Here is a 17,796-nt window from a genome sequence, read left to right as displayed (position 1 = left end):
CGCTCTCTTGATTCCGCGCACGAGCGGACCCATCAAGCGTGCAGTTCTCCGCCCGGCGATGTTCTGTCCTGCCGGGCCAGTCTTGAGGAAGTTTCATGGTCAAGCCGGAATGGGGCGCCAAGCACAGCTGTCCGAAGTGCGGCACTCGCTTTTACGATCTGGGCAATGCCGACCCGATCACCTGCGTCGAGTGCAAGTACACCTGGACCGCCGAGCCGGTGCTCAAATCGAAGCAGCCGATCCCGTACGAGGAGATCCAGAAGGACAAGGTTGATGTCGCACCTGACGTCGATCTGGCCGACGAGGATCTCGACATCGATGAGGACGGTGATTCGCCGGACAACGACGTCGATCTCGGCGGCGACGATGATCTTGGCGTTGCCGGTCACGACGGCGACGACGACGAAGTGTAATGGTTTCGGGGCCGGTTTTCGGACCGGCTCCAAAAAATTTCCGGGGGCGATTTTTTCGTCTTGCCAGCCAAGGCAACCTCCCTTAGAGGCGCGGCTCCCGGCGAGAGACACCGCCGGAACGGTTCGCCTCCCAGGGCGAGCCTGATGGGAAATGGGGCCTTAGCTCAGCTGGGAGAGCGCCTGCATGGCATGCAGGAGGTCAGCGGTTCGATCCCGCTAGGCTCCACCATCCCCTCCTTGAAAGGCCGCCTCCGGGCGGCCTTTTGCGTTGGTGCGCGTAGCATCTGAGGTGGGTGATGTGATCAGCCTGTCGCGCCGCGATTGACGAAGATCACAGCCTTGCTAGCCTCCGGTCACCTAAAGGGCCGCACAAGTCACATTGCCGGAAAGACCTGTCATGCGCCGCGCGCCAAAGCCTCTTGCCATTTCCTGCCGTATTGCGGCGACTCTCGCAGCCATGGCCCTGGTCGGTAGCCAGGCCTCGGCGCAGTTCGGCGGCTTCAGCATTCCGTCGATCCCGCGCAGTTCGTCGTCCTCGCAAAAAAGCGCAGACGGCTGCCCCAAGGGCAAGAGCAAGAGTACCGGGTCTTCGATTCTTGGCGGGCTGATCGGACAGGGCGTGGGGCGGGCCGCAAGTTCGGCAGGTGTCGGCAGCTTCTTCCCTTCGGCCGAGTTCGCCGACACGCTGACAAACGCGATTGCCTGCCGTCTCGATCCCGAGGAGCAGAAGCAGGCAGCCGAAGCCACGGTTGAAGCGACGCGGGGCGAAGAGGTTGGCAGCACCTCGTCGTGGACGTCGAACACCCGCGAGAACGTGTCGGGCACTTCGACCGTCACCGCGCGCAATGATGAGCTGGCATCGAACGGAGCGGTGGGACGCCAATGCATAACCGTGACCGACGTCATCATCGTCAACGGTGAGGAGACGACTGCCAACAAGCGCATGTGCCGTGCTCCGGGTTCCGCACGCTATTCGCTGGCGGCCTGATGCGGCTGGCTTTCCCGTTTCTGGCCCTGCTGCTGGCCACAGGGGCAACAAAGCCGGTCGCGATGGACCCCAGGAACCCGACATGCCCTGAGAAACCGGAATGGGGCCTTGCCCAGGCCATGAAGCTGACCCCTGTCGACAAGGGCGGCAAGCGCGTGCTGATTGCCGACGGCATCATCGATTCGCGTTTGCCTGAACGCCTGAAAGCGGCGATCGACGCCGACGAGCGGATCGAGGAGGTCTGGCTGAAATCCCGAGGGGGAGATGCCGCTGCCGGCAATCGCGCGGGGAAGGTGATTCGGTCCTATCCCGGCATGGTCACCCGCATTCCTTCGGGATGGACGTGCTTTTCGGCCTGCAATTTCGTGTTCATGGGCGGCGATCGCCGGTTTGTGGAGCCCGGTGGAATGTTCATGGTCCACATGTTCACCCACACCGGCGACCGCGACGTCATCGAGATATCGGTCGATGAAGGCACCGAGGAGACCACTCGGTTGATCGGCGAGATCGAACAGGCCAGCGCCTTGTTGGCAAGCGAGGACAACGATTTCCTGATCCGCATGGGCATCAGCCGAAAGCTGCTGACCGAGGTGATGTACAAGCAGCAGGCCGTGGCGACGAAGGAGAACCCGTCGACACGCTATTGCCTGAGCCAGGATGAGGTGCGCAAGTACAACGTTGTCCCGGTGGAGCGGCCGGCGGGCTGAATCTGCAATGCCGTGCCCCCGCTCGGGCGGGGGGCGCGGAATTCCGAGGTTACTTCTTCAGCCCGATCTCGCGCAGGCGTTCCTGCAGGTAATCATCGGCCGTGATCGAAACCGGGTAACGGTCGGGGTTTTCCGGGGTGATGCACTGGTCCAGCGTCCTGAAGGGGAAGTCGCTGCGCAGGTGCAGGAAGAAAGGCATCGAATACCGGCTGTGGCGGGCGCGCTCGCCTTCGGGATTGCGCACGCGATGCGTCGTCGAGGGCAGGACGTGGTTGGTCAGGCGCTGCAGCATGTCGCCGATGTTGACCACCAGCGCGCCTTCAGGCGGCGAGACGCCAATCCATTCGCCCTGCTTCGTCAGCAGTTCAAGGCCTGCTTCCTCTGCGCCCAGCAGCAGCGTGATCAGGTTGATGTCCTCGTGCGCACCGGCGCGAATCGCGCCGGGTTCGGCATCGGCGGGCAGGGGGGGATAGTGCAGGAGGCGCATGACCGAGTTTCCATCCTCGATCGCCGGGTCGAACCAGTGCTCGTCAAGCCCCAGCCACACCGCAATGCGCGACAGGATGCGCGCGCCGACGCGGTCGAACTCGGCATAGAGCGCTTCGAAAGTCTCGCGGAAGCCTGTGGGGCGGGTCGGCCAGACGTTGGGGAACATCGACATCGCGGCAAGCGGATGGTCTGCTGGCAGATCGCGGCCGACGTGCCAGAATTCCTTGAGGTCGTGGCGCTTTGCACCCTTGGCGATTTCAGTGCCGAATGGCGTGTAGCCACGGGCGCCGCCAAGGCCCTCGATGTAGTAGCTGCGCTTCTCGTCCTCGGGCAGGGCGAAGAACTCGGCGGTGAGAGTCCAGGCGCGCGCGATCAGTTCGGCATCGATACCGTGGTCGCGGACCATGGCAAAGCCGAAGGTCTGGAAGGATTCGCCAAGGTCACGGGAAAGCGTTGCGGGCTCGCTGTTCAGCGAGATCACCGGCAGGGTTTGCAGGGGCATGGTGTTCCAGTTCGGAAAATTGTCGCTATGGAAACCGCCTGTAACGGGATTCGCGTGGGGTTTCATGACCAAAATCAACATCACCGACACGACTGGCCGCAACCTGTGGCTGATGAAGTCCGAACCGGACGTCTATGGCTGGGATGACCTCGTCGCAGAAGGGGAGGGGACGTGGGACGGCGTGCGCAACCACCTCGCCGCGCGCAACCTGCGCACAATGCAGGCTGGCGATCTGGCGTTCTTTTATCATTCCAACATTGGTGTCGAGGTGGTTGGCGTGATCGTGATCAGCGAGGGCGGTCTGACTGATCCTACCGATCCGGAAGGCAAGTGGGCGGCGGTGAAGGTTAAGCCGGTCGAGAAGTTGCCGCAGACAGTGACCCTGAAGCAGATAAAGGCCACGCCGGAACTTCAGGAGATGGATCTGATCCGGCTTTCGCGCCTTTCTGTGGGTGCCGTGCGACCAGTCGAATGGAACCTTATCCTGCGCATGGCAGGCGTGCTCTAAGCCGGAACCGCGGCGGATTCAGTGCGTACTGATCTTCGTGAAGGCGATGCAACTTCGCCGTAAATTCAAGGAGATCAAAGATGGGTGAGCTGACCGATCGCGCCAAGGGCCTTGCCAACGAAGCCATTGGCAACACCAAGCAGGCAGCGGGCAAGGCAACCGACAATGCCAGCCTCCATGGTGAAGGCGTGGCGCAGGAGCGCAAGGGTGAAGCGCAACAGGCGGCCGGGAAGGTCAAGGGCGCACTCGGCGACGACGTCTGATTCAATTCAGGACCAGTTTTGACCGGCAGGCCGGTCACAGGAGGCCGTCCCGGATGGGGCGGCCTCTTTCTGTGTGCGCCAGACTGTCCCGAACAGGCACGACTGCAAAAAGCGCAGAATGCCGGGATACCGAAGGGTGAAAAAAGCGTTAAGGTCAGGTCATGACCATGTCGCCCAGCACCGCCTATGGCACCGCACGCCACCCGTTCCGCGCCCAGTTGCCGCGGCACGCGTTGCGCGAGTTGCCGCGCCATGAGCCGGAAGTGCTGGCGGCGATGAAGCGGGCAGAGGCTCTGCTGCGCGAAGCAGACATACGGTCTGAACCAGTCAACCTGCGGCGCATATCCATGCAGGATATCCGCGATTTCCTGATCGCCTATTGCGCCTGCTTCCTGGCAATCATGGTGTTTATCGCCTGATCAGACTGCCTTGGCAGCCTTCTCCGCGCGGTACAGCAGATAACCGAGCCAGGCCGAGACCACGCACATCGCTGCGCCGAGCAGCAACTGGTCGACAATGGCGACCCCTGCTGCGCTGAGGCCAACCGCGAGCAGCGACCCCACCACCATGGCTCCTGAATTAACGATGTTATTGGCAGCGATCGTGCGGGCTGTCTCGGACTTGTCGACCACGGTCGTCAGGAATGCGTAGAGCGGCACGACGAACATGCCGCCTGCCACTGCGATGCCGAGCAGGCAAAGCAGCAGGGGGATGGCGAGGGGCTGAGCGATGAAGGTGGCAACGTCCATCAATGGCATGCCGGGATGTGCGGGCCAGTAATCGCAAACCTGATGGAACGCGGCGATGAACAGGCCCATCACGATCACCGACGCGGGCGAATAACGCGCCGAGACGGTCCCCTTGAGCAGCGCGTTGATCGACATCGAACCGATGGCAATGCCGATCGAGAACATCACCAGAAAGAGGCTTGCCACCTCCTTGCTGGCAGAAAGCACGTTCTTGGCAAGGGGCGGAAACTGGATGAACAGCACGGTGCCGACGGTCCAGAAGAAGCTGATCGCCACGATCGCCATGAACACCTGTCGGTGCCGCGTCGTGTTGCGGATCAGTCTCCACGATGACGTGAAGACGTTGAAATCGATCTTCTGTGCCTCGATCATCGGCGGGGCAGGGGGGACCTGTCGACCGGAGAAGTAGCCGATGAGCGCCGTCACGACTACGCCACCTGCCGCCACTTCCACCGGAATCCAGCCTGCCAGGATCGTGCCGGCGAGGATGGCGATATAGGTGCCTGCCTCGACGAGTCCGGTGCCTGCCAGAACCTCGCCGTCATGGAGATGCTGCGGCAGGATGGCGTACTTGATCGGGCCGAAGAACGTGGAATGCACGCCCATTGCCAGCAGGGCGGCAAGCATCAGCGGAATCGCCACCTGTTCGACTTCAAGCCCCAGCCAGGCCAGGACGAGGCCCGTCCCACCGACAAGCATGATCGCGATCTCACACGCTTTCACGACGCGGATGATCTTCGCCTTGTCACGCATGTCGGCCAACTGGCCTGCCAAGGCTGAGAGCAGGAAGAAGGGCAGGATGAACAGGCCCGAAGCGATAGCGGAGAAGCGCGCTTCGGCAGCCTCCGAATTGTAGACGCTGTACACAACGTACAGGACCATCGCGTTCTTGTAGAGATTGTCGTTGAAGGCCCCCAGCAGCTGGGTGACGAACAGCGGCAGGAAACGGCGCGTGCGCACCAGATGCGTCGATGTTGTCATGAACCCTTTGCCGACATCGCTTCTTGAGCGCACCCTTAGCCCGGTGAGGATTGCGGGCAAGAGGTTTTGCGGTGGCTGTCTTAAGCGGTGAATGTTGCGATTCCGTTTGGCGCGAATGCAGGCTATGCCTTTTCCATGCTGACGCTGCCCAATCTGCTCACCCTGTCACGGATCGTTACGGTGCCCTTGCTGGCAGCGCTGCTTTGGTGGCCGGAATGGCACCTCGGTTATGGGCTCGCCTTTGGCGTCTATTGCCTGATGGGGATCACCGATTATTTCGATGGCTATCTTGCTCGCGCTCAGGGGACCGTCAGCAAGCTGGGCGTCTTCCTTGATCCGATAGCGGACAAGATCATGGTCGCTGCCGTTATCCTGGTGCTGACAGCGCAGGGCGTGCTGCGCGGACCGTACGTTGGCGACATGCACGTGATCGCCGGATTGGTGATTCTGCTGCGTGAGATCGCGGTGTCTGGTTTGCGGGAGTTTCTCGGGGGCCTGCGTGTCTCCGTGCCGGTCAGCCGCCTCGCCAAATGGAAGACGACGTTCCAGATGATCTCGCTCGGCGCGTTGATCCTCGGTCAGGCCCTGCCCGATTGGCTGGTGACAGCTGGAGGTTTGACGGTGAACGTCCCGCATACCGTTGGCCTCACCACGCTGTGGGGCGCAGCGGTGCTGACCGTGGTCACGGGCTGGGACTACTTGCGCGTCGGCCTCAAGCACATGGATTGAGCGCGCTTGCGGTTTTGGATAGCGGCAGTTAAATGAGCACTACTGGATGTCCGGGGCGATGCAACCTCCCGGTCAGGCGTTCTGCCATGGCAGAAGCCCAAGCGTTGCCTGCACGGCCCGCTTTGCGGGCCGCAGGTAGTTGGGCTGACCATGAGTGAACGTACAGATTTGCTGAATAAACCCGATTTCTCCGAGCTGGTTCGCGTGGGCGCGCGGATCGGCTGCCTCAGTTTCGGCGGTCCGGCCGGACAGATCGCCCTGATGCATCGCGAACTGGTGGACGAACGCCGCTGGGTCAGCGAGGACCAGTTCCTGCACGCGCTGAATTTCTGCCATCTTCTGCCTGGCCCTGAAGCGCAGCAGCTGGCGACGTGGATCGGCTGGAAGGTGCACGGCAATCGCGGTGGGCTGGCCATGGGGCTGCTCTTCGTCCTGCCGGGGGCCGCGGTGATCCTCGCCCTGTCGATGCTCTATGCGGCCGCGGCAGGTCTTGGCTGGTTTTCCGCACTGTTTCTCGGCATCAAGGCGGCCGTTCTGGCGATTGTCGTGCAGGCGCTCCTGCGGATTGCCGGGCGGGCGCTTGGCACGCCGACCAAGAAGATCATAGCGCTCGCGGCCTTCATCGGGCTGGCGTTATTTGCCGTACCGTTCCCTGCGGTCGTTCTCGGAGCAGGGGCACTCGGCATGGTGCTCGCAGCGCGGCGACCCGACATGCTCGGGGTCAAGTCCAGCGCGCCGGCTGAAACCAGCGGGCCGCGACCCTGGGGTGCCACGATGCGCGCCATTGCCGTGGGCGCGATGATCTGGGTGTTGCCCCTGGCTCTGGTGCTGACAACTCTGGGCGCCGACCACGTGCTGTGGAAGATCGGCGTGTTCTTTTCCCAGCTGGCAGTCGTGACCTTCGGCGGGGCCTATGCCGTGCTTGCCTACATGGCGCAGCAGGCGGTCGACGGGTTCGGCTGGCTGCGGCCCGGTGAAATGGCCGATGGACTGGGCCTTGCCGAAACGACGCCCGGGCCGCTGATCATGGTTACGCAGTTCGTGGGCTACCTTGCCGCGTTTCGCGCGCCAGAGCCGTTCGGCCCCTACCTTGCCGGACTCCTGGGCGCAATCCTGACGACTTGGGTGACCTTCGTGCCTTGCTTCATGTGGATATTCGCGTTCAGCCCTTGGTTGGACCGGCTGGAGAATGCGCCGCGTCTGAAGGGTGGATTGGCGGCTATCACCGCGGCCGTGGTGGGCGTGATAGCGAACCTGACGCTGTGGTTTGCCCTGCACGTCCTGTTCGCGCGTCTTACGCCGACTAGCTTGGGGGCCATCACGCTGGATCTGCCCGACCTAGCTTCCCTTGACTGGAGAGTGCTGGTCATCGCGCTTGGAAGCGCGGTGATGATCTTTCGTCTGCGCCTGGGCATCATCACGACGCTTGGTGTCTGCGCCTTGGCGGGTCTCGTGCTAGCGGGAATTTAGAGCGCTCAACCCGCCCGGAGTTCCTGCGCCAGCATGTGGAACTCCTCGGCGCGGGGGCTGTTGCGGCGCCAGACCAACGCAATGTCGCGCCAGGCGTGGTCGGCCTTCAGCGGGCGGGCGACGATCTGGGTATCGTGCAGGATGCCCGCATCGATCGCCATCTGTGGCAGCATGGTGAGGCCAAGCCCGTTGTCGACCATCTGCACCAGCGTGTGGAGCGATGTGCCGATCATCGTGGCACTGGCGCGCATTTCGGGGCGGTTGCAGGCGGCCAGTGCGTGCTCTTTCAGGCAGTGGCCGTCTTCGAGCAGGAGCAGGCGGTTCTCGTCGATCAGGTCTGCGGTGATCGTTGCAGGCGGATCGCGCGGATCGTCCTTGGGGAAGGCGACCAGCAATTCGTCTTTGAACAGGACTTCGGTTTCGACTTCGCCAGTGGCGTAGGGGAGGGCCAGCAGCACGCAGTCAGCCCGGCCATGGTGGAGCGATTCGATTGCCGCGGCGCTCGGCTCCTCGCGCAGGAAGAGCTTGAGCTGCGGGCGCTCCTTGCGCAGGCGCGGCAGTATGCGCGGCAGCAGGAACGGCGCGATCGTCGGGATCACGCTCATGCGCAACTCGCCGGCGAGGGGCGCGCCGTGGCTCTGCACCAGTTCGGAAAGCTCCTCGGCCTCGCGCAGCAGACGATGCGCCTTGGCCACCACCTGATTTCCCAGCGGCGTGAAGCGGACCACGCGGCGAGTGCGTTCGACCAGCACGACGCCCAGCAGCGATTCCAGCTCGCGCAGACCGGCTGACAGCGTCGATTGCGAGACGAAGCACGAGTCCGCCGCACGCCCGAAATGCCCATGCTCGTGCAAGGCCACGAGGTACTGCAATTGCTTGAGCGTGGGCAGGTATGTGCTCATCTTGACCTATTCGTCCACGTGAACGACGACTTCGGGCTTGTCTGCGGAACCGCCGATATCGTCGATATGCGCCATCTTGAGCCGGCCGTTCACCACTGCAAACGCCAGCTTGCCCTCAACCAGTTCAAGGGCATCGCGACCGAACTGTTCGAAGCGCCAGCCCTCGAGGATCGGCAGATTCTTGCGCTGACCTGCCGCCAGCAGTTCGAGATCGTCCGTCCGCGCGAGCAGGCGCGCAGCGATATCGATCTCGCGGCTGCGGATCTTGAGCAGGAGCTTGAGCAGATCGGCGACCAGCGCGCCTTCCTTGCCGAGTGGGGCGCCGCGGGGCGCCTTGGGCGGCATCTCGGCATCGGTCAGGGGCTTGGATTCGGCCAGCGTCTGCATCAGTCGGCGGCCGATGTCGTTATCCTTCCATCCCGTCGAGAGCCCGCGCACCTTGGCAAGGTCCTGCTGCTCCTTGGGCGGGTGGCTGGCGATATCCGCCAGCGTTTCATCGCGCATGATGCGGCCGCGCGGGATGTTCTTGTCCATCGCCTCGCGCTCGCGCCATGCAGCCAGCGCCTTGAGCCGACCGAGCACGGCCGGGTTGCGGCTGGGCGCGCGGATCTTCTGCCAGACGGTGTCCATGTCGGTCCGGTAATTCTCCGGATCGGCGAGCTTCTCCATCTCGATGTCGAGCCACTCGCCACGACCGGTCTTGATCAGGCGCTTGAGCAGCTTGGGGAAGATCTTGGACAGATGCGTGACGTCGCCGATGGCATATTCGATCTGCCGGTCGGTCAGCGGACGGCGCGACCAGTCGGTGAAGCGGGCGCCCTTGTCGATCGAGAAGCCGAGCCAGGATTCGACGAGGTTGGAATAGCCGATCTGTTCCGACTGGCTGACCGCCATCATCGCGATCTGGGTGTCGAAGATCGGGTGCGGGGTCTTGCCTGTGAGGTTGTAGATGATCTCCACGTCCTGCCCGCCGGCGTGAAAGACCTTGAGCACATCCTCGTTGTCCACCAGCAGGTCGAGCAGCGGCGTCATGTCCAGCCCAGGCGCCAGCGGATCGATCGCTGCGGCTTCCTTGTCATCGGCGATCTGCACCAGGCACAGTTCCGGCCAGTAGGTGTTCTCGCGCATGAATTCGGTGTCGACCGTGATGAAATCGGCTTTTGCCAGACGCTCGCACAAGTCAGCCAGAGCGTCGGTCGTCGTGATCAGGGGATGTATCTTCATCGGTCTTTTCTGTATGGCGCGCCGGTAAGGGCGACCAGGTGGTGCTCCCTGCCGGGGGCTTCGGCTGGCCCGCCTTCCTTCGTCAGTCTGGGCGTGGCTTGACAAAAGCGCGGCCATCGCCTGTTAGCCGCCCATTCCCCCTGCCCGATTGCAGACCGATTGGAAAGAGTTTCGATGCACCTTTACCGTTCCCATACCTGCGGCGCCCTCACGCGCGGTGATGTCGGGCAGACCGTCCGCCTTTCGGGCTGGGTGCACCGCAAGCGCGATCACGGCGGCGTTCTCTTCGTCGATCTGCGCGATCACTATGGCATGACGCAGATCGTCGCCGATGCTGACAGTCCGGCACTGCCGATCCTGGAAGCGCTGCGCGTGGAATCGGTCGTGACCATCGACGGCGAGGTCAAGGCGCGCTCGGAAGGCACTATCAATGCCAACCTGCCGACCGGCGAGATCGAAGTCTTCGCGCGTGGTGCAACAGTGCTTTCCGCCGCCGAGGAATTGCCGATGCCGGTGGCTGGCGAGCAGGAGTACCCTGAAGACATTCGCTTGCGCTATCGCTTCCTCGACCTGCGCCGCGAGACGCTGCACGCAAACATCGTCACGCGCACCAAGGTCATTTCCGACATGCGCCGCCGCATGGAAGGCGCTGGCTTCACCGAATACTCGACGCCGATCCTCACCGCATCCTCGCCCGAAGGTGCGCGCGACTTCCTCGTGCCGAGCCGCATCCATCCCGGCAAGTTCTACGCGCTGCCGCAGGCGCCGCAGCAGTACAAGCAGCTGCTGATGGTGGCGGGCTTCGACCGCTACTTCCAGATTGCCCCCTGCTTCCGCGACGAGGATCCGCGTGCAGACCGTCTGCCGGGCGAATTCTATCAGCTCGACCTCGAGATGAGCTTCGTCACCCAGGAAGAAGTGTGGGAAACGATGGAGCCGGTCATCGGCGGCGTATTCGAAGCATTTGCCAACGGGCGCTCGGTAACGCCGACTGGCAGCTTCCCGCGCATTCCCTATGCCGAAGCGATGCTCAAGTACGGTTCGGACAAGCCGGACCTGCGCAACCCGATCATCATCTCGGATGTTTCGGAAGAATTCACCCAGTCGGGCTTCGGCCTGTTCGAGAAGATCGTCGGCACCGGCGGCGTGGTGCGTCTGATTCCGGCGCCGGGTACTGCGGACAAGAGCCGCAAGTTCTTCGACGACATGAACGATTGGGCGCGTTCGGAAGGGCATGCAGGCCTAGGTTACGTGACCCGCAAGGGCGGCGAATTCGGCGGGCCGATCGCCAAGAACCACGGTGCGGACAAGATGGCCGCGCTGTTCGACAAGCTCGGCCTCGGCCCGGATGATGGCTGCTTCTTTGCCGCGGGCAAGGAGAGCCAGGCCGCCAAGCTTGCCGGTGCCGCGCGCACCCGCGTCGCCGATCAGCTTGGCCTGATCGACAAGGACCGCTTCGAGTTGTGCTGGATCGTCGACTTCCCGTTCTACGAGTGGGATGAGGAGAACAAGAAGGTCGAGTTCAGCCACAACCCGTTCTCGATGCCGCAGGGCGGGATCGAGGCGCTGAACACCCAGGACCCGTTGACGATCAACGCCTTCCAGTACGACCTCGTCTGCAACGGCTTCGAGATTGCTTCGGGTTCGATCCGCAACCAGTCGCCCGAAACGATGGTCAAGGCCTTCGAGATCGTCGGTCTGTCCAAGGCTGACGTGGAAGAGCGCTTCGGCGGCCTCTATCGCGCCTTCCAGTATGGCGCCCCCCCGCATGGCGGCATGGCTGCAGGCGTCGATCGCATCGTCATGCTGATCTGCGGTGCGCAGAACCTGCGCGAAATCACGCTGTTCCCGATGAACCAGCGCGCCGAGGATCTGCTGATGGGTGCACCGTCTCCTGCCGCACTCAAGCAGCTGCGCGAGCTGAACATCCGCGTCGTCGAGCAGACAAAAGGCTGAGACGGACAGGGCGCGCGCTGAGGTGATCCACAGCGCGCCTCTTGCCAGCGCCCTTTGCGTTGATTAGGGCGAAGTCCGAAACAGATAACCAACCGCTTTCCTTCGAAGGGGCATTTCATGAGCGATACCGCCGACCGCGTTAAGAAGATCGTTGTCGAGCACCTCGGCGTCGAGGCTGACAAGGTCACCGAAGAAGCCAGCTTCATCGACGATCTGGGCGCTGACTCGCTCGACATCGTTGAGCTGGTGATGGCGTTCGAAGAAGAATTCGGCGTCGAGATCCCCGACGATGCGGCCGAGAAGATCTCGACCGTTTCGGACGCGATCAAGTACATCGACGAAAACAAGGGCTGATCGCCCACATCCCCCTATTGCCCTGAGCGTGTCGAAGGGCTGCCAAGGCACTCGATGTCGGGCAGGGGAGGACTTCGGCAGGCTCAGCCCTAATTCAGGGGCTGGGCCTGTTTGCTTATTTTCCGGAGATTTCAATGCGTCGTGTCGTCGTAACCGGACTTGGCCTCGTCACCCCGCTGGGCGCAGACGTGGAGACCGTGTGGAAGAACCTGCTCGCCGGCAAGAGCGGGGCAGGGTTGATCACGAAGTTCGACACCAGCGACCAGAAGTGCAAGATCGCCTGCGAGGTGAAGCCTGCTGACCACGAGTACGGCTTCGATGCCGGAAAGCGCGTCGATCACAAGATCCAGCGTCAGGTCGATCCGTTCATCGTGTTCGGCATCGATGCCGCTGGACAGGCGCTCGAAGACGCCGGCCTTGCCGACATGGACGATGATCTCAAGATGCGCACCGGCTGCTCGATCGGTTCGGGCATCGGTGGCCTTCCGGGTATCGAGAGCGAATCGATTGTCCTGCACGAAAAGGGCCCGGGCCGCGTCTCTCCGCACTTCGTCCACGGCCGCCTGATCAATCTGATCTCCGGCCAGGTTTCGATCAAGTATGGCCTGATGGGGCCAAACCACGCAGTGGTCACTGCCTGCTCGACCGGCGCGCACTCGATCGGCGATGCCGCGCGCATGATCAAGGATGGCGATGCCGACGTGATGCTGGCAGGCGGTGCGGAAAGCACCATCAACCCCTTGGGCGTGGCCGGATTCGCTCAGGCCCGCGCATTGAACTGCAGCTATAACGACCGTCCCGAAGAGGCGAGCCGTCCTTACGACAAGGACCGCGATGGCTTCGTGATGGGTGAGGGCGCAGGCGTTGTCGTGCTCGAGGAATACGAGCATGCCAAGGCGCGTGGGGCAAAGATCTATGCCGAAGTCGTGGGTTACGGCCTCTCTGGCGATGCCTACCACGTCACTGCTCCGCACCCTGAAGGCAAGGGCGCCGAACTCGCCATGCGCATGGCGATGCGCAAGGCGGGCATGGAGCCGGGCGACATTGATTACGTCAACGCTCACGGCACTTCGACGATGGCCGACACGATCGAGCTTGCGGCGGTCAAGCGCGTGCTTGGCGATGATCTTTCGGGCGCTTCGATGAGCAGCACCAAGTCGGCCATCGGCCACCTGCTTGGCGGTGCCGGCGCGGTCGAGACGATATTCTGCATCCTCGCCATCCGTGACCAGATCGTCCCGCCGACGCTCAACCTGCACAACCCCGACGAAGGCACCGAGGGCGTAGACCTTGTCCCGCTCAAGGCCCGCCAGCGCAAGGTGCGTGCGGCGCTGAACAATTCGTTTGGTTTTGGCGGCACCAATGCCAGCGTGATCGTCAAGGCGATCGAAGACTAAGGACGCAAGCGATGGCCCGCCGTCGTCCATCCCGGCTGCCGTTGCTTGCGGCAGCCGTCTTCTTGCTTGCTCTCGCCGGCTGGCTCGTCGGGGGCTGGTACGCTTCCGGGCCGCTGGAGCAGCAGATCGAATTTGATGTCGGCGAAGGCGAGGGCTTGAGTGCTTTGGCCGACGATCTGCAAGGGCAGGGTGCGATCGGCTCGGCCACGCTGTTCAAGTTGCGGGCGAAGCTGCTTGGCGGCGGCACCGAGATCAAGGCAGGCTCGTTCTTGATCCCCAGGCACGCCAGCGAAGCGACCGTTCTTGAAATCCTGAAGGGTGACAAGGTCATCCGCCGCCTGATTACCGTTCCCGAGGGCATGCCATCTATCCTGGTCGCGGAGCGTCTGTCAGCCAACAAGGACCTGACTGGCGAGATCTCAGCTCCCGAGGAAGGCTCGGTCCTGCCGGACAGCTACGACTGGCAGAAGGGCGAACCACGTGCCGCAGTGCTCAAGCGCATGCAGGCAGCAATGGACAAGACGCTGGCCGAGCTTTGGGCAAAGCGCAGCCCCCGCACCGTCGCCAAGACGCCACAAGAAGCTCTGATCCTCGCCTCCATCGTCGAGAAGGAAACCGGCAAGCGCGAAGAGCGCCGCATGGTCGCCGGGCTTTACTCCAACCGTGTGCGCAAGGGCATGCTGCTGCAGGCCGATCCGACAATCATCTACCCGATCACCAAAGGCAAACCGTTGGGCCGGCGAATCAAGCAATCCGAGATTCAGGCGGTCAACGGCTACAACACCTATACAATGGTCGGTCTGCCGAAGGGACCTATCACCAATCCCGGGCGCGATTCGATCGCTGCGGTGCTGGATCCTGCCGAAACGGATGCATTATTCATGGTCGCCGATGGGACCGGTGGCCACGTCTTCGCAGACACCTTGGAACAGCATAACGCCAATGTTGCCAAATGGTTCGCGCTGCGCAAGGCCCGCGGCGACTTGTAACCTGGAACCGATTCGGCAGGATTTCCGATAATCGCAGGTTCTTCCATTATTAAGTAACATCGCTTAAAACTCTGCCCCGGAGGCACGGGAGGAGCTTGCTTCTCCAGTATCCAGGGAACATTCCGGCTGTGCCGGGCAGCGGACGCGTGCCGCCGTCTCGACTTTGCCGAATGTTCCCACTTCTCCATTTCTCTTGAAATCGCTGTGAATGCTGCTCAGGCAGATGCGGTGGTATCGCATCCTTCCCGAACAGCGCCGCTGGTGGTGACGGCTAGCCTTCCGCCAGAATTGCAGGCCCGGCTTGATCGTCTGCGCCGCGCCCACTTCCCCGCGGAGCGCAACTGGATCTCGGCCCATGTCACGCTGTTCCATTCGCTGCCCCCGCAGGTTGAGGCGGAGGCGCGCGATCTGCTGCCTCGGATGGCGAGCGCCACGCCCCCGGTCGATGCGCAGTTGCGGCGCGTCATGGATCTTGGCACGGGCACCGCGTTCCTGATCGAAAGTCCTGCAATGATCGCCCTGCGCGATTCTATTGCCGAGCACTTTCATGGAATGCTGACGGTGCAGGACAGCCATCGCCCCCGTCTCCACGTGACCATACAGAACAAGGTCTCGCAAGGCGAAGCGCGTGCATTGCAAGAACTGCTGGCGCGCAATTTCGAGCCTTCCCGCTTTGCCTTTGCCGGGCTGGCGCTACACCGCTATCTGGGCGGACCATGGGAAGCGATCGGACGCTGGCCGTTTCGTGCGGCCCTTCAGCACAAGCCACGCAGGATAAGGACAGTCACATGACCGCGCCAGACTGGTTCGACAAGGGCCGGAAGCATGTGTGGCTCCCGTACACCCAGATGCAGACTGCCAGAGCTCCCCTGCCGGTGGCATCTGCGGCCGGTACTCGGCTTCGTCTCTCCGACGGAAGGGAGCTGATAGACGGCATTTCCAGCTGGTGGGCCTGTGTTCATGGCTACCGCCACCCGCATATCGAGGATGCGGTACGTCGCCAGCTTGAGACGTTGCCCCATGTCATGCTTGGCGGTCTGGCCCATGAGCAGGCCTATACCTTGGCACAACGGCTCGCTGCATTGCTGCCCGGCGATCTGGACCACGTCTTTTTCAGCGACTCCGGTTCGGTCGCCGTCGAAGTCGCAATGAAAATGGCTTCGCAATATTGGCTCAATCGCGGACGGCGCCGAGTGAAGTTCCTCTGCTTCAAGGGCGGCTATCACGGCGATACCTTCGCAACGATGAGCGTTTGCGATCCCGACGAAGGTATGCACAGCCTGTTCAAGGGCGCATTGCTCGAACAGATCGTGGTCAACCTCCCCACGAACGCTGCGCAAGAGGCTGCGCTTGGCGAACTGCTGGAGCAGCATGGCAAGGATCTTGCCGGCATTGTTGTCGAGCCCTTGGTACAGGGTGCGGGCGGCATGGTCTTTCACGATCCGTTTACATTGCAGGCTCTTCGGCGCCTTGCAGATACCCACGAACTCCTGCTGATCTTCGACGAGATTTTCGTGGGGCTTGGACGGCTTGGCGACGCGATGTTTGCCTGTGAGATCGCGGGCGTGCAGCCAGACATTGTCACGTTGTCCAAAGCCTTGACCGGCGGGACACTGCCACTTGCCGCCACGATCGCCAGTCGCCGTATCCACGAAGGCTTCCTGTCCGACGATCCGATGCATGCTTTGATGCATGGGCCGACCTATATGGGCAATGCCCTGGGTTGTGCAGCGGCCAATGCTTCGCTTGATCTTTTCGAACAGGAACCGCGTCTTGCCCAGGCCCGCGCAATCGGTCGTCAGCTTCAGGCGTTGCTCGAACCTGCCCGGGAATTGCCTGGGGTGAGGGACGTGCGCGTGCGCGGTGCGATCGGCGTGATCCAGCTGGATGGTCCTGCGCCCGCCGACCGCCTTTCCGAAAGCTGCATCGCAAGTGGTGTCTGGCTTCGCCCGTTCCGGGATATCCTGTACACCACGCCCCCGCTTGTCGCCCAAGAGGAGGATGTTGCGCATATCGCAAATGCCATGGTTGCGGCTGTCAGCGAATGGAGCGCCGACCGGGCAACGTGAATCGCTCCGGCGCGAGGCGAAAAAGGGTTGCCTAGCACCCGGGTGCTGGCTAAACGCCGCCCCTGCCCAAGAGGCACGCCGCTTTAGCTCAGTTGGTAGAGCACATCATTCGTAATGATGGGGTCACGTGTTCGAGTCACGTAAGCGGCACCACCTTCTTTAGGGTGTTTTCCCAAGGAAAATCATCGGCTTCCTACCAACGGGCGTTAGCACCATGTGCTGCGGTCGAGGCTGCTATGGGAAGGGCCGCCACTATTTATCTCGGGCCTCGGGACCTCCTGCGATTCCCAAACGTTCGCTTTGGAAGGAACCGAGCCACAGTTCACGCCCCACCAAGGCGGCTGCCGACAGGCCGTTAAATTGCTGGCGCGGGGTGCCATAGGCGAAAGTTGCGATGCGTCCCGTGCCCGTGTCGAGTTCGCCGACGATCCAGCCTCGCTTGCAGAGCATCGGGTCCGCTTCTCCCTTCACGACCTTGCGAAGGCCGCCGCAGGCCGGTTCGTCGAGCCGCATGCCGGCGAGCAGAAGGTGTCCGCCAGTCCAGTGGATATTGTCCGGCATGAAGTCCGGCGCGCTGATCCGAGCTAGCGGGCGACGCGTGTCCTTTCGGTCGAAGACGACGACGGCGTGCCAGCCAAACGCCACGACATAGAAGCGGCGCTGGTCGGGATCGGCTTCGATGCCGTTGTTGCCGGGAAGTTCAGTGCCGGGCAAGAGCCGAAATTGGTGGTCTGCGGGACCGCGTTGCCAGACGGCACCTGTCTTCCGGCCCAGCATGAAATCGCCGATCGTGGTGCCCGGGCGGGTGAGCACCGTGACCAGCATGGTCCCGTCCGCGAACTGCGCGACGCTGTTGCCGACTTGTCCTGCGGGCATGACGACGCAGCCGCGCCACAGGAGGTTCGGCTCCTTGCCTTGTTCGAGCGTTACATCGAACGCCTCGATCGATTCCCGCCCGCCATGGTTGACGACGAGCAGTCGGAAATGGCCGGCGGCGAGGGGGCGCAGCGACAGCCCGCGGGTGTTGAGCAAGGCAGGGTCTGGCCGGCCTGGGCAATCAGAAAAGGCTTCCGCGTCGGGGGCAAGCTGGCTTTCCTCGCCAGTAT

The 17,796-nt window shown here is 62.7% G+C and carries 19 protein-coding genes and 2 tRNA genes; 16 read left to right on the top strand and 5 right to left on the bottom strand.

Annotation, left to right across the window (positions count from 1 at the left end; translation table 11 throughout):
* Positions 1–95 precede the first annotated feature (95 nt).
* The 4 genes from NJ75_RS10665 (at position 96) to NJ75_RS10650 (ending at position 2,108) form a co-directional block, all read left to right on the top strand.
* On the top strand, positions 96–413 hold the full coding sequence (locus tag NJ75_RS10665; RefSeq protein ID WP_039334252.1) for a TIGR02300 family protein: 318 nt from the start codon (positions 96–98) through the stop codon (positions 411–413).
* 153 nt (positions 414–566) lie between these two features.
* Positions 567–642, top strand: a tRNA-Ala gene (locus NJ75_RS10660).
* Positions 643–870: 228 nt separating this feature from the next.
* Positions 871–1,401, top strand: a complete 531-nt coding sequence (locus NJ75_RS10655) for a hypothetical protein (RefSeq protein ID WP_236727125.1) — start codon at positions 871–873, stop codon at positions 1,399–1,401.
* Positions 1,401–2,108, top strand: a complete 708-nt coding sequence (locus NJ75_RS10650) for a COG3904 family protein (RefSeq protein ID WP_039334248.1) — start codon at positions 1,401–1,403, stop codon at positions 2,106–2,108. The genes NJ75_RS10655 and NJ75_RS10650 overlap by 1 nt, the downstream gene beginning before the upstream one ends.
* Before the next feature lie 49 nt (positions 2,109–2,157).
* Here the strand turns inward: NJ75_RS10650 and NJ75_RS10645 are convergent, their stop codons facing one another.
* On the bottom strand, positions 2,158–3,099 hold the full coding sequence (locus tag NJ75_RS10645; RefSeq protein WP_039334246.1) for an isopenicillin N synthase family dioxygenase: 942 nt from the start codon (positions 3,097–3,099) through the stop codon (positions 2,158–2,160).
* Between the two features lie 64 nt (positions 3,100–3,163).
* On the opposite strand from NJ75_RS10645, the gene NJ75_RS10640 reads away from it, so the two are divergent.
* The 3 genes from NJ75_RS10640 to NJ75_RS10630 all read left to right on the top strand — a co-directional run bounded on the left by NJ75_RS10640 (position 3,164) and on the right by NJ75_RS10630 (position 4,289).
* Positions 3,164–3,607 carry an EVE domain-containing protein gene (locus NJ75_RS10640; protein WP_039334244.1) on the top strand — a complete coding sequence of 148 codons (444 nt, stop codon included), beginning with the start codon at positions 3,164–3,166 and terminating at the stop codon, positions 3,605–3,607.
* Positions 3,608–3,687: 80 nt separating this feature from the next.
* Positions 3,688–3,870, top strand: a complete 183-nt coding sequence (locus NJ75_RS10635; protein ID WP_039334242.1) for a CsbD family protein — start codon at positions 3,688–3,690, stop codon at positions 3,868–3,870.
* 161 nt (positions 3,871–4,031) lie between these two features.
* Positions 4,032–4,289, top strand: a complete 258-nt coding sequence (locus tag NJ75_RS10630; protein WP_039334239.1) for a hypothetical protein — start codon at positions 4,032–4,034, stop codon at positions 4,287–4,289.
* Here the strand turns inward: NJ75_RS10630 and NJ75_RS10625 are convergent, their stop codons facing one another.
* Positions 4,290–5,600, bottom strand: a complete 1,311-nt coding sequence (locus tag NJ75_RS10625; protein ID WP_039334426.1) for an MFS transporter — start codon at positions 5,598–5,600, stop codon at positions 4,290–4,292.
* Positions 5,601–5,735: 135 nt separating this feature from the next.
* Here NJ75_RS10625 and pgsA point away from each other — a divergent pair, with 135 nt between their 5' ends.
* Both pgsA and chrA read left to right on the top strand, forming a co-directional pair.
* A complete protein-coding gene (gene pgsA, locus NJ75_RS10620; RefSeq protein WP_039334423.1) occupies positions 5,736–6,329 on the top strand; it encodes a CDP-diacylglycerol--glycerol-3-phosphate 3-phosphatidyltransferase in 594 nt (197 codons plus the stop codon).
* Positions 6,330–6,479: 150 nt separating this feature from the next.
* Positions 6,480–7,799 carry a chromate efflux transporter gene (chrA, locus tag NJ75_RS10615; protein WP_039334237.1) on the top strand — a complete coding sequence of 440 codons (1,320 nt, stop codon included), beginning with the start codon at positions 6,480–6,482 and terminating at the stop codon, positions 7,797–7,799.
* 5 nt (positions 7,800–7,804) lie between these two features.
* Here the strand turns inward: chrA and NJ75_RS10610 are convergent, their stop codons facing one another.
* Complete coding sequence (locus NJ75_RS10610) at positions 7,805–8,701, bottom strand: hydrogen peroxide-inducible genes activator (protein WP_039334235.1); 897 nt, start codon at positions 8,699–8,701, stop codon at positions 7,805–7,807.
* Between the two features lie 6 nt (positions 8,702–8,707).
* Positions 8,708–9,925, bottom strand: coding sequence for a ribonuclease D (gene rnd, locus NJ75_RS10605; RefSeq protein WP_039334233.1), 1,218 nt, complete (start codon positions 9,923–9,925; stop codon positions 8,708–8,710).
* A 174-nt stretch (positions 9,926–10,099) separates the two neighbouring features.
* Here rnd and aspS point away from each other — a divergent pair, with 174 nt between their 5' ends.
* From aspS to NJ75_RS10570, 7 genes are all read left to right on the top strand, one after another.
* Positions 10,100–11,881: an aspartate--tRNA ligase gene (aspS, locus tag NJ75_RS10600; RefSeq protein ID WP_039334231.1), complete on the top strand. Its 1,782-nt coding sequence runs from the start codon at positions 10,100–10,102 to the stop codon at positions 11,879–11,881.
* A gap of 117 nt (positions 11,882–11,998) precedes the next feature.
* On the top strand, positions 11,999–12,235 hold the full coding sequence (locus NJ75_RS10595) for an acyl carrier protein (RefSeq protein ID WP_011444997.1): 237 nt from the start codon (positions 11,999–12,001) through the stop codon (positions 12,233–12,235).
* Positions 12,236–12,369: 134 nt separating this feature from the next.
* Positions 12,370–13,632, top strand: coding sequence for a beta-ketoacyl-ACP synthase II (gene fabF, locus NJ75_RS10590; protein ID WP_039334225.1), 1,263 nt, complete (start codon positions 12,370–12,372; stop codon positions 13,630–13,632).
* An 11-nt stretch (positions 13,633–13,643) separates the two neighbouring features.
* Complete coding sequence (gene mltG / locus NJ75_RS10585) at positions 13,644–14,621, top strand: endolytic transglycosylase MltG (protein ID WP_039334222.1); 978 nt, start codon at positions 13,644–13,646, stop codon at positions 14,619–14,621.
* A gap of 228 nt (positions 14,622–14,849) precedes the next feature.
* Positions 14,850–15,413 carry a 2'-5' RNA ligase family protein gene (locus NJ75_RS10580; RefSeq protein WP_052242356.1) on the top strand — a complete coding sequence of 188 codons (564 nt, stop codon included), beginning with the start codon at positions 14,850–14,852 and terminating at the stop codon, positions 15,411–15,413.
* Positions 15,410–16,690, top strand: coding sequence for an adenosylmethionine--8-amino-7-oxononanoate transaminase (locus NJ75_RS10575; RefSeq protein ID WP_039334219.1), 1,281 nt, complete (start codon positions 15,410–15,412; stop codon positions 16,688–16,690). Before NJ75_RS10580 ends, NJ75_RS10575 begins: the two co-directional genes overlap by 4 nt.
* 77 nt (positions 16,691–16,767) lie before the next feature.
* Positions 16,768–16,843 (top strand) — tRNA-Thr (locus NJ75_RS10570).
* Positions 16,844–16,942: 99 nt separating this feature from the next.
* On the opposite strand, the gene NJ75_RS10565 is transcribed toward NJ75_RS10570, so the two are convergent.
* Entirely contained in the window at positions 16,943–17,722 is a 780-nt protein-coding gene (locus NJ75_RS10565) for an SMP-30/gluconolactonase/LRE family protein (protein ID WP_211257938.1), read from the bottom strand.
* Positions 17,723–17,796 lie beyond the last annotated feature (74 nt).

This window comes from Novosphingobium subterraneum (assembly GCF_000807925.1).
Taxonomy (GTDB): Bacteria; Pseudomonadota; Alphaproteobacteria; order Sphingomonadales; family Sphingomonadaceae; genus Novosphingobium; species Novosphingobium subterraneum.
Note: the sequence above shows the minus strand (reverse complement) of the source record. Positions and strands in the feature narration are given on the sequence as shown.